Genomic DNA, 17,089 nt, shown 5'->3' with positions numbered 1-17,089 from the left:
CTTTAAATAACCAATTGATAAAAAGGGCCTTTCGGCCCTTTTTTATTATTGGTCTGGTAACTGTTTGAACAACTGGTTCATTAGGTCGTTCAATTGTTGCCCCGTCACCTCTCCTGAGCTCAAGCCAGAAACTTGGTTCGCTGCACCATCAAGGACAATCGTTTGTGTATCTCCTGTATGACCTGCTGATTCTGAAATCGTAATAACCAAATCGTTTCCAGAAGCCTTTTCAATAACAATATGTTCTAACAGGTCACTCATCGTATTCTCATTCGGTAATAACTGAGAAATATCTAAGTGGTCTTCATCGAGAGTAAAATCAGTTATTGTATCGACATCATTCTGGAATGGCTGATCAACCCACTGGAACAAATCGTCACCGTCATCCCCTGTTAAGATATCATCGCCAATACCACCAATAAGAATGTCGTCATCACCTTCACCTCTCAAGTGATCGTCGCCTGCTCCACCAATAACAATATCCCTGCCACTACCAGCTCGAATATAATCATTTTCAGAACCACCATCTAAATAGTCGTCACCAGAACCACCTGATATCAGATCGATGCCGGCTTCACCCAAAATCACATCATTACCAGAACCTCCTTGACCGACATCAGCCCAACTCGGTGCTACATAAGGAGACTCTAGCGTACCGTCTTCAGTATCCCCTTGATAGATTTGAGAAACATCTGCCTCGACAAACTCTACAGCGTCTTGAACATCAAATGCCGCATTACTGCCACTATCACCTAAGTGAATAATGTCATTGAAATCGCCACCTTCAACATGATCATTATCACCACCTGTTACTATTAAATCTGAGTCATCGGCAAGTTGAGGGGTTTGTTGCCCTCGTTCAACTTTTACGCCATTAACCGTTATAGAAGGTTCTGGCTGGCTTTGCCAATTGTCGCCATGATTACTTGAAACAGTCCCTTGTGGCATATAAACCGCATTTATGCCGTGTCCGTCAGATATTGTGTTACCGCTATGCGCTGTTATCGAAACCGACATAGTAGCACTGTCACTATTTCCATTTTTATCCGTTGCAGTGTATGAAATTTCAACGACATCACCGGCGTTAGCATTAACATTAGGTACGAACAATACTTGTCCATCAACGATTGATACTTGGCCAAGCGCAGGATTTAGCAATGTTACGCTTGATAGAGTCAAAATCGATGTCAAAGCATGTGGGTTGTAGTCATTGGCCAATACATCAATCAACACCGGAACCAGTTCCGTAGTAGACTCATCATCGTCATTAGCTTCCATCACCGGAGCTTTTATATTGAAAGTCATGCTACTGCTACTAGTGTCCCCATCGTTATCTGACAACTGATAATCGAAATCTAACGAAATATCTGAGTCCACTACTGCAGCAAAGAATTGGTAAGAGCCTGTGGCCATATCCAAAACCAATGTGTGACTATTATCGATAAATATAGAAACTTGGCTTCCATCTATCGCTGTACTCACACCAGAATCAAAACCAGAAACAGAGGCTCCGGTACCATTATAACTAACCGTCACACCACCAAAGGTAACTTCAGATACGTAGCCGCCATCTGCACCGAAACCGCTTATGGAGCCATTGCTACCATCATTAACCACTTGACCGGATATAGGATCGACAACAGATTGCAAAATAATAGGAGGAAGCTGAGTAATGTCAGGAACCACTACCGCTCCGATCTCGCTATCGGTAGCACCATTGTACGCTATATCCTCTAGGTAAGTGATTGGCACGGCTTCACCCATACCGTAAGCAAGTGCTGTAATGTCATTGGACTCTACAAAGCTCTCCCAACTCGATTTTTCAGAATCTGTTAGGCTACCGCCGGAGTTTGGTGCACCGTCTGACAAGAAATAAGTTATGTTTGAAGGATTGCCATCAACCTTTCCAGTGTCACCCCAGTGATCCATAGCCGCATCAATAGCAGTGTCGTAATAAGTTGCACCGCCAGCAGCCAAATTATCTATCAAGTCAATAGCTTCTTTTACAGACATCCAACTCGTACCGCTCGCTCCACTTTGCGCATCAGAACTACCTGAGAATGTGACTATTTGTACCTGTGTAACACCTAAGCTTTGGTACTCGCTAAGTAACTGCTTTGCCGCATCTTGCATAATGGATAGACGAGACTCATTAGTAACCGTCGAACTACCAGTTACTGAATCCCAAGCCATCGAACCAGATACATCTAAAATAAGCTGTACGTTTGCTCCCGCCTTAGCCGAAGGCTGCAAATCATTAATTATTGGCTGTGCAATTGGAGTATCGTCGGCAATAGACAATGATATGGTGCCGGTTTGACTGCCATTGCTGTTCGAAGCAACTACTCCAATATCAATCGACATTTGGTCTAGCGGTGTATTGCCATCCAAATGATCAACGGGTCCACTCAAACTTAAGTCATAGTTACCGGCATCATCGATAGTCGCAGTTACAACTACTGAACCATTGGCACTACCGACAAGCGTTTGCCCGGCGTTCGAAGAAATCCAAGTAATACCATGTCCATTTGATGTATAGCTTTCAGAAGGTTCCTGCAAAGTAATACTGTCAGCATAGAGTATATCTATATTCCCCGTAACAGACTGTGTCGCGCTAACGTCTTCAGAAACATCACGCGAGACACTTGTCACTTCAGGAGAAGGTTTCACGATAGATTCCGTCTCAATCGTAACTTGCGCTGTTGAACTCTCTAAGTCACTAGAATCTTCTGCTTTGTAATCAATGGTCTCTGTAACTTTTGCATCAACTACGTCAACGCCTTTAAAGGTAATATTTGAATTTCTATTAGGGTTTGATGATCCATCTTGAGTTGTGAAAACTCTTAGTTCAGTAAACGGAATAAACCCACCATTACCATCAGGAATCGAGACATTAACAGTGGCATTACCGCTAGAATCAATGGATAACGTATACTCGTTTCCAGAATTGGAATTATTTTCGGTATTGAAGTTAAACGTACCAACCACGTTACCAGCAGAGTCCAGAGCTACTACATTAATTTCGCCGTCAGCTGTACTACCAGCAAAGTAGTTCCCATAAACGCTACCGAAACCTAGATTAGCAGACAAAATTTCCGCACCACTATTCCCAAAGTCGACAGAAATAAACTCTTTAGACGTTACATCTAACTCACTACGACCGCTCTTGTTGGTAGAAACACCAAAACCATCTTCAACACCACTGCCGTCATAGTTCAGATAAACACCAGGGTTACTCACAACATCGTTACCAACAGGTGAATTTCCGGTGTATGTACCAACAGAAATCGAAATCAGATCGTTAAAATAAGAAATCGATGTACTTCCGTTTGATGTGTCAATATCAGAAGCAAGATCAGCTGCACTAAAGCTAAGCTGCTCAGCAATATCTGAATCTACGACATATTCAAAATTATCAGCATCGCCATACTCTTGACCAATCACAACTTCTGTTTTAGTACCATCATCTGCTACTTCATACAAAGTGCCGAAAATAGGTTCACTCTCGACAATTACCGAAGTTTCAATGCCAGCGGCGTCATCTTCTTCGTCGCTAGTATGTGGCGCGAAATAGACTGTTGTTGAACTGTTAGTTGTGGTTTCAGTGAAATCGTCGGCTTCCGGCGCGTCATTCACGTCCGTCACCACTGGGGTGTCGCTGCCTGTGCCTGTCAGGCTGCTGTCGTCGTTCTGAGTCACCGTCAGAGCGATGGTATCTAAGTCTTCACCCGCATTGATCGCATCTACACCCGCTTGCGTCAGCACCACTTGGCCGCCAACCAACTCGTAGTGGTTGTTGCTGTTTGTGCCCGGCGTGAACGTCACGGTTACCGCATCGCCTTCTTCGTCAGACGTCACGTACGTGCCCGCTACATCGCCCACTGCTGCGCCAGCGTCTTCTGTGAAGTCGTTCGCTGTCACTGTGATTTCCGGCGCGTCATTCACGTCCGTCACCACTGGGGTGTCGCTGCCTGTGCCTGTCAGGCTGCTGTCGTCGTTCTGAGTCACCGTCAGAGCGATGGTATCTAAGTCTTCACCCGCATTGATCGCATCTACACCCGCTTGCGTCAGCACCACTTGGCCGCCAACCAACTCGTAGTGGTTGTTGCTGTTTGTGCCCGGCGTGAACGTCACGGTTACCGCATCGCCTTCTTCGTCAGACGTCACGTACGTGCCCGCTACATCGCCCACTGCTGCGCCAGCGTCTTCTGTGAAGTCGTTCGCTGTCACTGTGATTTCCGGCGCGTCATTCACGTCCGTCACCACTGGGGTGTCGCTGCCTGTGCCTGTCAGGCTGCTGTCGTCGTTCTGAGTCACCGTCAGAGCGATGGTATCTAAGTCTTCACCCGCATTGATCGCATCTACACCCGCTTGCGTCAGCACCACTTGGCCGCCAACCAACTCGTAGTGGTTGTTGCTGTTTGTGCCCGGCGTGAACGTCACGGTTACCGCATCGCCTTCTTCGTCAGACGTCACGTACGTGCCCGCTACATCGCCCACTGCTGCGCCAGCGTCTTCTGTGAAGTCGTTCGCTGTCACTGTGATTTCCGGCGCGTCATTCACGTCCGTCACCACTGGGGTGTCGCTGCCTGTGCCTGTCAGGCTGCTGTCGTCGTTCTGAGTCACCGTCAGAGCGATGGTATCTAAGTCTTCACCCGCATTGATCGCATCTACACCCGCTTGCGTCAGCACCACTTGGCCGCCAACCAACTCGTAGTGGTTGTTGCTGTTTGTGCCCGGCGTGAACGTCACGGTTACCGCATCGCCTTCTTCGTCAGACGTCACGTACGTGCCCGCTACATCGCCCACTGCTGCGCCAGCGTCTTCTGTGAAGTCGTTCGCTGTCACTGTGATTTCCGGCGCGTCATTCACGTCCGTCACCACTGGGGTGTCGCTGCCTGTGCCTGTCAGGCTGCTGTCGTCGTTCTGAGTCACCGTCAGAGCGATGGTATCTAAGTCTTCACCCGCATTGATCGCATCTACACCCGCTTGCGTCAGCACCACTTGGCCGCCAACCAACTCGTAGTGGTTGTTGCTGTTTGTGCCCGGCGTGAACGTCACGGTTACCGCATCGCCTTCTTCGTCAGACGTCACGTACGTGCCCGCTACATCGCCCACTGCTGCGCCAGCGTCTTCTGTGAAGTCGTTCGCTGTCACTGTGATTTCCGGCGCGTCATTCACGTCCGTCACCACTGGGGTGTCGCTGCCTGTGCCTGTCAGGCTGCTGTCGTCGTTCTGAGTCACCGTCAGAGCGATGGTATCTAAGTCTTCACCCGCATTGATCGCATCTACACCCGCTTGCGTCAGCACCACTTGGCCGCCAACCAACTCGTAGTGGTTGTTGCTGTTTGTGCCCGGCGTGAACGTCACGGTTACCGCATCGCCTTCTTCGTCAGACGTCACGTACGTGCCCGCTACATCGCCCACTGCTGCGCCAGCGTCTTCTGTGAAGTCGTTCGCTGTCACTGTGATTTCCGGCGCGTCATTCACGTCCGTCACCACTGGGGTGTCGCTGCCTGTGCCTGTCAGGCTGCTGTCGTCGTTCTGAGTCACCGTCAGAGCGATGGTATCTAAGTCTTCACCCGCATTGATCGCATCTACACCCGCTTGCGTCAGCACCACTTGGCCGCCAACCAACTCGTAGTGGTTGTTGCTGTTTGTGCCCGGCGTGAACGTCACGGTTACCGCATCGCCTTCTTCGTCAGACGTCACGTACGTGCCCGCTACATCGCCCACTGCTGCGCCAGCGTCTTCTGTGAAGTCGTTCGCTGTCACTGTGATTTCCGGCGCGTCATTCACGTCCGTCACCACTGGGGTGTCGCTGCCTGTGCCTGTCAGGCTGCTGTCGTCGTTCTGAGTCACCGTCAGAGCGATGGTATCTAAGTCTTCACCCGCATTGATCGCATCTACACCCGCTTGCGTCAGCACCACTTGGCCGCCAACCAACTCGTAGTGGTTGTTGCTGTTTGTGCCCGGCGTGAACGTCACGGTTACCGCATCGCCTTCTTCGTCAGACGTCACGTACGTGCCCGCTACATCGCCCACTGCTGCGCCAGCGTCTTCTGTGAAGTCGTTCGCTGTCACTGTGATTTCCGGCGCGTCATTCACGTCCGTCACCACTGGGGTGTCGCTGCCTGTGCCTGTCAGGCTGCTGTCGTCGTTCTGAGTCACCGTCAGAGCGATGGTATCTAAGTCTTCACCCGCATTGATCGCATCTACACCCGCTTGCGTCAGCACCACTTGGCCGCCAACCAACTCGTAGTGGTTGTTGCTGTTTGTGCCCGGCGTGAACGTCACGGTTACCGCATCGCCTTCTTCGTCAGACGTCACGTACGTGCCCGCTACATCGCCCACTGCTGCGCCAGCGTCTTCTGTGAAGTCGTTCGCTGTCACTGTGATTTCCGGCGCGTCATTCACGTCCGTCACCACTGGGGTGTCGCTGCCTGTGCCTGTCAGGCTGCTGTCGTCGTTCTGAGTCACCGTCAGAGCGATGGTATCTAAGTCTTCACCCGCATTGATCGCATCTACACCCGCTTGCGTCAGCACCACTTGGCCGCCAACCAACTCGTAGTGGTTGTTGCTGTTTGTGCCCGGCGTGAACGTCACGGTTACCGCATCGCCTTCTTCGTCAGACGTCACGTACGTGCCCGCTACATCGCCCACTGCTGCGCCAGCGTCTTCTGTGAAGTCGTTCGCTGTCACTGTGATTTCCGGCGCGTCATTCACGTCCGTCACCACTGGGGTGTCGCTGCCTGTGCCTGTCAGGCTGCTGTCGTCGTTCTGAGTCACCGTCAGAGCGATGGTATCTAAGTCTTCACCCGCATTGATCGCATCTACACCCGCTTGCGTCAGCACCACTTGGCCGCCAACCAACTCGTAGTGGTTGTTGCTGTTTGTGCCCGGCGTGAACGTCACGGTTACCGCATCGCCTTCTTCGTCAGACGTCACGTACGTGCCCGCTACATCGCCCACTGCTGCGCCAGCGTCTTCTGTGAAGTCGTTCGCTGTCACTGTGATTTCCGGCGCGTCATTCACGTCCGTCACCACTGGGGTGTCGCTGCCTGTGCCTGTCAGGCTGCTGTCGTCGTTCTGAGTCACCGTCAGAGCGATGGTATCTAAGTCTTCACCCGCATTGATCGCATCTACACCCGCTTGCGTCAGCACCACTTGGCCGCCAACCAACTCGTAGTGGTTGTTGCTGTTTGTGCCCGGCGTGAACGTCACGGTTACCGCATCGCCTTCTTCGTCAGACGTCACGTACGTGCCCGCTACATCGCCCACTGCTGCGCCAGCGTCTTCTGTGAAGTCGTTCGCTGTCACTGTGATTTCCGGCGCGTCATTCACGTCCGTCACCACTGGGGTGTCGCTGCCTGTGCCTGTCAGGCTGCTGTCGTCGTTCTGAGTCACCGTCAGAGCGATGGTATCTAAGTCTTCACCCGCATTGATCGCATCTACACCCGCTTGCGTCAGCACCACTTGGCCGCCAACCAACTCGTAGTGGTTGTTGCTGTTTGTGCCCGGCGTGAACGTCACGGTTACCGCATCGCCTTCTTCGTCAGACGTCACGTACGTGCCCGCTACATCGCCCACTGCTGCGCCAGCGTCTTCTGTGAAGTCGTTCGCTGTCACTGTGATTTCCGGCGCGTCATTCACGTCCGTCACCACTGGGGTGTCGCTGCCTGTGCCTGTCAGGCTGCTGTCGTCGTTCTGAGTCACCGTCAGAGCGATGGTATCTAAGTCTTCACCCGCATTGATCGCATCTACACCCGCTTGCGTCAGCACCACTTGGCCGCCAACCAACTCGTAGTGGTTGTTGCTGTTTGTGCCCGGCGTGAACGTCACGGTTACCGCATCGCCTTCTTCGTCAGACGTCACGTACGTGCCCGCTACATCGCCCACTGCTGCGCCAGCGTCTTCTGTGAAGTCGTTCGCTGTCACTGTGATTTCCGGCGCGTCATTCACGTCCGTCACCACTGGGGTGTCGCTGCCTGTGCCTGTCAGGCTGCTGTCGTCGTTCTGAGTCACCGTCAGAGCGATGGTATCTAAGTCTTCACCCGCATTGATCGCATCTACACCCGCTTGCGTCAGCACCACTTGGCCGCCAACCAACTCGTAGTGGTTGTTGCTGTTTGTGCCCGGCGTGAACGTCACGGTTACCGCATCGCCTTCTTCGTCAGACGTCACGTACGTGCCCGCTACATCGCCCACTGCTGCGCCAGCGTCTTCTGTGAAGTCGTTCGCTGTCACTGTGATTTCCGGCGCGTCATTCACGTCCGTCACCACTGGGGTGTCGCTGCCTGTGCCTGTCAGGCTGCTGTCGTCGTTCTGAGTCACCGTCAGAGCGATGGTATCTAAGTCTTCACCCGCATTGATCGCATCTACACCCGCTTGCGTCAGCACCACTTGGCCGCCAACCAACTCGTAGTGGTTGTTGCTGTTTGTGCCCGGCGTGAACGTCACGGTTACCGCATCGCCTTCTTCGTCAGACGTCACGTACGTGCCCGCTACATCGCCCACTGCTGCGCCAGCGTCTTCTGTGAAGTCGTTCGCTGTCACTGTGATTTCCGGCGCGTCATTCACGTCCGTCACCACTGGGGTGTCGCTGCCTGTGCCTGTCAGGCTGCTGTCGTCGTTCTGAGTCACCGTCAGAGCGATGGTATCTAAGTCTTCACCCGCATTGATCGCATCTACACCCGCTTGCGTCAGCACCACTTGGCCGCCAACCAACTCGTAGTGGTTGTTGCTGTTTGTGCCCGGCGTGAACGTCACGGTTACCGCATCGCCTTCTTCGTCAGACGTCACGTACGTGCCCGCTACATCGCCCACTGCTGCGCCAGCGTCTTCTGTGAAGTCGTTCGCTGTCACTGTGATTTCCGGCGCGTCATTCACGTCCGTCACCACTGGGGTGTCGCTGCCTGTGCCTGTCAGGCTGCTGTCGTCGTTCTGAGTCACCGTCAGAGCGATGGTATCTAAGTCTTCACCCGCATTGATCGCATCTACACCCGCTTGCGTCAGCACCACTTGGCCGCCAACCAACTCGTAGTGGTTGTTGCTGTTTGTGCCCGGCGTGAACGTCACGGTTACCGCATCGCCTTCTTCGTCAGACGTCACGTACGTGCCCGCTACATCGCCCACTGCTGCGCCAGCGTCTTCTGTGAAGTCGTTCGCTGTCACTGTGATTTCCGGCGCGTCATTCACGTCCGTCACCACTGGGGTGTCGCTGCCTGTGCCTGTCAGGCTGCTGTCGTCGTTCTGAGTCACCGTCAGAGCGATGGTATCTAAGTCTTCACCCGCATTGATCGCATCTACACCCGCTTGCGTCAGCACCACTTGGCCGCCAACCAACTCGTAGTGGTTGTTGCTGTTTGTGCCCGGCGTGAACGTCACGGTTACCGCATCGCCTTCTTCGTCAGACGTCACGTACGTGCCCGCTACATCGCCCACTGCTGCGCCAGCGTCTTCTGTGAAGTCGTTCGCTGTCACTGTGATTTCCGGCGCGTCATTCACGTCCGTCACCACTGGGGTGTCGCTGCCTGTGCCTGTCAGGCTGCTGTCGTCGTTCTGAGTCACCGTCAGAGCGATGGTATCTAAGTCTTCACCCGCATTGATCGCATCTACACCCGCTTGCGTCAGCACCACTTGGCCGCCAACCAACTCGTAGTGGTTGTTGCTGTTTGTGCCCGGCGTGAACGTCACGGTTACCGCATCGCCTTCTTCGTCAGACGTCACGTACGTGCCCGCTACATCGCCCACTGCTGCGCCAGCGTCTTCTGTGAAGTCGTTCGCTGTCACTGTGATTTCCGGCGCGTCATTCACGTCCGTCACCACTGGGGTGTCGCTGCCTGTGCCTGTCAGGCTGCTGTCGTCGTTCTGAGTCACCGTCAGAGCGATGGTATCTAAGTCTTCACCCGCATTGATCGCATCTACACCCGCTTGCGTCAGCACCACTTGGCCGCCAACCAACTCGTAGTGGTTGTTGCTGTTTGTGCCCGGCGTGAACGTCACGGTTACCGCATCGCCTTCTTCGTCAGACGTCACGTACGTGCCCGCTACATCGCCCACTGCTGCGCCAGCGTCTTCTGTGAAGTCGTTCGCTGTCACTGTGATTTCCGGCGCGTCATTCACGTCCGTCACCACTGGGGTGTCGCTGCCTGTGCCTGTCAGGCTGCTGTCGTCGTTCTGAGTCACCGTCAGAGCGATGGTATCTAAGTCTTCACCCGCATTGATCGCATCTACACCCGCTTGCGTCAGCACCACTTGGCCGCCAACCAACTCGTAGTGGTTGTTGCTGTTTGTGCCCGGCGTGAACGTCACGGTTACCGCATCGCCTTCTTCGTCAGACGTCACGTACGTGCCCGCTACATCGCCCACTGCTGCGCCAGCGTCTTCTGTGAAGTCGTTCGCTGTCACTGTGATTTCCGGCGCGTCATTCACGTCCGTCACCACTGGGGTGTCGCTGCCTGTGCCTGTCAGGCTGCTGTCGTCGTTCTGAGTCACCGTCAGAGCGATGGTATCTAAGTCTTCACCCGCATTGATCGCATCTACACCCGCTTGCGTCAGCACCACTTGGCCGCCAACCAACTCGTAGTGGTTGTTGCTGTTTGTGCCCGGCGTGAACGTCACGGTTACCGCATCGCCTTCTTCGTCAGACGTCACGTACGTGCCCGCTACATCGCCCACTGCTGCGCCAGCGTCTTCTGTGAAGTCGTTCGCTGTCACTGTGATTTCCGGCGCGTCATTCACGTCCGTCACCACTGGGGTGTCGCTGCCTGTGCCTGTCAGGCTGCTGTCGTCGTTCTGAGTCACCGTCAGAGCGATGGTATCTAAGTCTTCACCCGCATTGATCGCATCTACACCCGCTTGCGTCAGCACCACTTGGCCGCCAACCAACTCGTAGTGGTTGTTGCTGTTTGTGCCCGGCGTGAACGTCACGGTTACCGCATCGCCTTCTTCGTCAGACGTCACGTACGTGCCCGCTACATCGCCCACTGCTGCGCCAGCGTCTTCTGTGAAGTCGTTCGCTGTCACTGTGATTTCCGGCGCGTCATTCACGTCCGTCACCACTGGGGTGTCGCTGCCTGTGCCTGTCAGGCTGCTGTCGTCGTTCTGAGTCACCGTCAGAGCGATGGTATCTAAGTCTTCACCCGCATTGATCGCATCTACACCCGCTTGCGTCAGCACCACTTGGCCGCCAACCAACTCGTAGTGGTTGTTGCTGTTTGTGCCCGGCGTGAACGTCACGGTTACCGCATCGCCTTCTTCGTCAGACGTCACGTACGTGCCCGCTACATCGCCCACTGCTGCGCCAGCGTCTTCTGTGAAGTCGTTCGCTGTCACTGTGATTTCCGGCGCGTCATTCACGTCCGTCACCACTGGGGTGTCGCTGCCTGTGCCTGTCAGGCTGCTGTCGTCGTTCTGAGTCACCGTCAGAGCGATGGTATCTAAGTCTTCACCCGCATTGATCGCATCTACACCCGCTTGCGTCAGCACCACTTGGCCGCCAACCAACTCGTAGTGGTTGTTGCTGTTTGTGCCCGGCGTGAACGTCACGGTTACCGCATCGCCTTCTTCGTCAGACGTCACGTACGTGCCCGCTACATCGCCCACTGCTGCGCCAGCGTCTTCTGTGAAGTCGTTCGCTGTCACTGTGATTTCCGGCGCGTCATTCACGTCCGTCACCACTGGGGTGTCGCTGCCTGTGCCTGTCAGGCTGCTGTCGTCGTTCTGAGTCACCGTCAGAGCGATGGTATCTAAGTCTTCACCCGCATTGATCGCATCTACACCCGCTTGCGTCAGCACCACTTGGCCGCCAACCAACTCGTAGTGGTTGTTGCTGTTTGTGCCCGGCGTGAACGTCACGGTTACCGCATCGCCTTCTTCGTCAGACGTCACGTACGTGCCCGCTACATCGCCCACTGCTGCGCCAGCGTCTTCTGTGAAGTCGTTCGCTGTCACTGTGATTTCCGGCGCGTCATTCACGTCCGTCACCACTGGGGTGTCGCTGCCTGTGCCTGTCAGGCTGCTGTCGTCGTTCTGAGTCACCGTCAGAGCGATGGTATCTAAGTCTTCACCCGCATTGATCGCATCTACACCCGCTTGCGTCAGCACCACTTGGCCGCCAACCAACTCGTAGTGGTTGTTGCTGTTTGTGCCCGGCGTGAACGTCACGGTTACCGCATCGCCTTCTTCGTCAGACGTCACGTACGTGCCCGCTACATCGCCCACTGCTGCGCCAGCGTCTTCTGTGAAGTCGTTCGCTGTCACTGTGATTTCCGGCGCGTCATTCACGTCCGTCACCACTGGGGTGTCGCTGCCTGTGCCTGTCAGGCTGCTGTCGTCGTTCTGAGTCACCGTCAGAGCGATGGTATCTAAGTCTTCACCCGCATTGATCGCATCTACACCCGCTTGCGTCAGCACCACTTGGCCGCCAACCAACTCGTAGTGGTTGTTGCTGTTTGTGCCCGGCGTGAACGTCACGGTTACCGCATCGCCTTCTTCGTCAGACGTCACGTACGTGCCCGCTACATCGCCCACTGCTGCGCCAGCGTCTTCTGTGAAGTCGTTCGCTGTCACTGTGATTTCCGGCGCGTCATTCACGTCCGTCACCACTGGGGTGTCGCTGCCTGTGCCTGTCAGGCTGCTGTCGTCGTTCTGAGTCACCGTCAGAGCGATGGTATCTAAGTCTTCACCCGCATTGATCGCATCTACACCCGCTTGCGTCAGCACCACTTGGCCGCCAACCAACTCGTAGTGGTTGTTGCTGTTTGTGCCCGGCGTGAACGTCACGGTTACCGCATCGCCTTCTTCGTCAGACGTCACGTACGTGCCCGCTACATCGCCCACTGCTGCGCCAGCGTCTTCTGTGAAGTCGTTCGCTGTCACTGTGATTTCCGGCGCGTCATTCACGTCCGTCACCACTGGGGTGTCGCTGCCTGTGCCTGTCAGGCTGCTGTCGTCGTTCTGAGTCACCGTCAGAGCGATGGTATCTAAGTCTTCACCCGCATTGATCGCATCTACACCCGCTTGCGTCAGCACCACTTGGCCGCCAACCAACTCGTAGTGGTTGTTGCTGTTTGTGCCCGGCGTGAACGTCACGGTTACCGCATCGCCTTCTTCGTCAGACGTCACGTACGTGCCCGCTACATCGCCCACTGCTGCGCCAGCGTCTTCTGTGAAGTCGTTCGCTGTCACTGTGATTTCCGGCGCGTCATTCACGTCCGTCACCACTGGGGTGTCGCTGCCTGTGCCTGTCAGGCTGCTGTCGTCGTTCTGAGTCACCGTCAGAGCGATGGTATCTAAGTCTTCACCCGCATTGATCGCATCTACACCCGCTTGCGTCAGCACCACTTGGCCGCCAACCAACTCGTAGTGGTTGTTGCTGTTTGTGCCCGGCGTGAACGTCACGGTTACCGCATCGCCTTCTTCGTCAGACGTCACGTACGTGCCCGCTACATCGCCCACTGCTGCGCCAGCGTCTTCTGTGAAGTCGTTCGCTGTCACTGTGATTTCCGGCGCGTCATTCACGTCCGTCACCACTGGGGTGTCGCTGCCTGTGCCTGTCAGGCTGCTGTCGTCGTTCTGAGTCACCGTCAGAGCGATGGTATCTAAGTCTTCACCCGCATTGATCGCATCTACACCCGCTTGCGTCAGCACCACTTGGCCGCCAACCAACTCGTAGTGGTTGTTGCTGTTTGTGCCCGGCGTGAACGTCACGGTTACCGCATCGCCTTCTTCGTCAGACGTCACGTACGTGCCCGCTACATCGCCCACTGCTGCGCCAGCGTCTTCTGTGAAGTCGTTCGCTGTCACTGTGATTTCCGGCGCGTCATTCACGTCCGTCACCACTGGGGTGTCGCTGCCTGTGCCTGTCAGGCTGCTGTCGTCGTTCTGAGTCACCGTCAGAGCGATGGTATCTAAGTCTTCACCCGCATTGATCGCATCTACACCCGCTTGCGTCAGCACCACTTGGCCGCCAACCAACTCGTAGTGGTTGTTGCTGTTTGTGCCCGGCGTGAACGTCACGGTTACCGCATCGCCTTCTTCGTCAGACGTCACGTACGTGCCCGCTACATCGCCCACTGCTGCGCCAGCGTCTTCTGTGAAGTCGTTCGCTGTCACTGTGATTTCCGGCGCGTCATTCACGTCCGTCACCACTGGGGTGTCGCTGCCTGTGCCTGTCAGGCTGCTGTCGTCGTTCTGAGTCACCGTCAGAGCGATGGTATCTAAGTCTTCACCCGCATTGATCGCATCTACACCCGCTTGCGTCAGCACCACTTGGCCGCCAACCAACTCGTAGTGGTTGTTGCTGTTTGTGCCCGGCGTGAACGTCACGGTTACCGCATCGCCTTCTTCGTCAGACGTCACGTACGTGCCCGCTACATCGCCCACTGCTGCGCCAGCGTCTTCTGTGAAGTCGTTCGCTGTCACTGTGATTTCCGGCGCGTCATTCACGTCCGTCACCACTGGGGTGTCGCTGCCTGTGCCTGTCAGGCTGCTGTCGTCGTTCTGAGTCACCGTCAGAGCGATGGTATCTAAGTCTTCACCCGCATTGATCGCATCTACACCCGCTTGCGTCAGCACCACTTGGCCGCCAACCAACTCGTAGTGGTTGTTGCTGTTTGTGCCCGGCGTGAACGTCACGGTTACCGCATCGCCTTCTTCGTCAGACGTCACGTACGTGCCCGCTACATCGCCCACTGCTGCGCCAGCGTCTTCTGTGAAGTCGTTCGCTGTCACTGTGATTTCCGGCGCGTCATTCACGTCCGTCACCACTGGGGTGTCGCTGCCTGTGCCTGTCAGGCTGCTGTCGTCGTTCTGAGTCACCGTCAGAGCGATGGTATCTAAGTCTTCACCCGCATTGATCGCATCTACACCCGCTTGCGTCAGCACCACTTGGCCGCCAACCAACTCGTAGTGGTTGTTGCTGTTTGTGCCCGGCGTGAACGTCACGGTTACCGCATCGCCTTCTTCGTCAGACGTCACGTACGTGCCCGCTACATCGCCCACTGCTGCGCCAGCGTCTTCTGTGAAGTCGTTCGCTGTCACTGTGATTTCCGGCGCGTCATTCACGTCCGTCACCACTGGGGTGTCGCTGCCTGTGCCTGTCAGGCTGCTGTCGTCGTTCTGAGTCACCGTCAGAGCGATGGTATCTAAGTCTTCACCCGCATTGATCGCATCTACACCCGCTTGCGTCAGCACCACTTGGCCGCCAACCAACTCGTAGTGGTTGTTGCTGTTTGTGCCCGGCGTGAACGTCACGGTTACCGCATCGCCTTCTTCGTCAGACGTCACGTACGTGCCCGCTACATCGCCCACTGCTGCGCCAGCGTCTTCTGTGAAGTCGTTCGCTGTCACTGTGATTTCCGGCGCGTCATTCACGTCCGTCACCACTGGGGTGTCGCTGCCTGTGCCTGTCAGGCTGCTGTCGTCGTTCTGAGTCACCGTCAGAGCGATGGTATCTAAGTCTTCACCCGCATTGATCGCATCTACACCCGCTTGCGTCAGCACCACTTGGCCGCCAACCAACTCGTAGTGGTTGTTGCTGTTTGTGCCCGGCGTGAACGTCACGGTTACCGCATCGCCTTCTTCGTCAGACGTCACGTACGTGCCCGCTACATCGCCCACTGCTGCGCCAGCGTCTTCTGTGAAGTCGTTCGCTGTCACTGTGATTTCCGGCGCGTCATCAACAGGCAACACCCCAACATTCACAGTAATAGTATCTGTGCCGCCGTTTCCGTCGGTGACAACAACAGTGAAGCTATCGCTTCCGTTGTAGTTTTCATTTGGTGCGTAGGTCCAATTACCGTCTTCATCTACGACGACGGTGCCGTTGGATGGATCGGTGCCTTTAGAGAAGTTTAATGAATCACCATCAGTGTCTGATGCGGATAGGCTTCCGCTAACTGGAGTATCTTCGTCGGTAATTGCAGATACACTATTGCCAAGTGGATTACCATTGGCGTCTGTGATGATTGGCGTATCGTTCGTTGGGTTAACACCAACATTTACGGTGATCGTGTCAGTACCACCTTGGCCATCGGATACCACAACAGAGAAACTATCATCACCATTGAAGTCGTCGTTTGGAGTGTAAGTCCAGCTTCCGTCACTGTTTAAAAGAACGGAGCCATTGTCGGGAGATTGTGACAAGCTAAACGTAAGAGCGTCATTATCGTCGTCAGAAGCACTTAATGTACCGCTTACAGGGGTATCTTCATCCGTTGTGAAAGAAACAGTATCTCCGACAACGACATTGTTGGAATCTGTAAATAGAGGGGCGCTATTTGATTGAGTTGAAGATTCTGAGATAGAGCGATAGGCATCAAGAAGACTTAAACTTTGGGTACGAGACATGCCCAAAGCCTCAAAGCCTTCAGTGACGAATTCGGTATCAGGGATAGTTTCTTCGCCATCTCGCTCAATGGTGCCACTGGTACCTAAACTTGAACCATTTTGACCGGCAGCAGTTGCAAATTCTTCACCTAGTTCAGCGGGATCTTGGCCTTCTTCTAGAGCCTCAAAAATGTTCGCAATATCTTGGTCTAGTTCAACCTCACCGTCTTCTGGTGAGAAGCGCTTCGCGGATACGTCAGGGCTATTTGATTCATTTAGAGATTCAAGAATGACATCTCCCGCCTGAAGTGGCTCGCCTTGTTCTAGGACTTTAATCGTACCATCTATTGAAATAACGATGCGCTGACCAAGTGCCAATGCACCGCCTAGATTCAATGTTGTAATGTCCATATTAACCCCTAAAAACCCATCTTTTGCTGTTAACGTCAAAATAGTGACATCTTTTTTATAATATTAGTTAAAATATAACACCTAAAATCATATCATTCATAGTTATGAATCTATTATTTAACAACCTTAGATGTAAGGTAATGACAATGATCACAGCAAGTGACAATTTAGGTGCTTAAAACATCAATATAAGTTACTGTGTTAGCGAAAGATAATGAGAATATTAATATAAGATTTAAGTGCCCAAAAACAACATAAAACGCACAGCGATCGGTTAACAAATTTACAACCATTTACGGCAGCTTCTAGAGCGAACGTTATTTTTTTGGCGGTTCACCTAAATTTG

The 17,089-nt window shown here is 54.1% G+C and carries 1 protein-coding gene; it reads right to left on the bottom strand.

Annotation, left to right across the window (positions count from 1 at the left end; all coding sequences use genetic code 11):
- Positions 1 to 45: 45 nt before the first annotated feature.
- Complete coding sequence (locus L0991_04980; GenBank protein ID XGB63422.1) at positions 46 to 16,743, bottom strand: tandem-95 repeat protein; 16,698 nt, start codon at positions 16,741 to 16,743, stop codon at positions 46 to 48.
- Positions 16,744 to 17,089: the final 346 nt, after the last annotated feature.

Source organism: Vibrio chagasii (genome assembly GCA_041879415.1).
GTDB lineage: Bacteria > Pseudomonadota > Gammaproteobacteria > Enterobacterales > Vibrionaceae > Vibrio.
Note: the sequence above shows the minus strand (reverse complement) of the source record. Positions and strands in the feature narration are given on the sequence as shown.

Excerpts from the sequence above, each read along its gene's own strand:
- L0991_04980 (XGB63422.1), bottom strand. The coding sequence starts at position 16,743 with ATGGACATTACAACATTGAATCTAGGCGGTGCATTGGCACTTGGTCAG.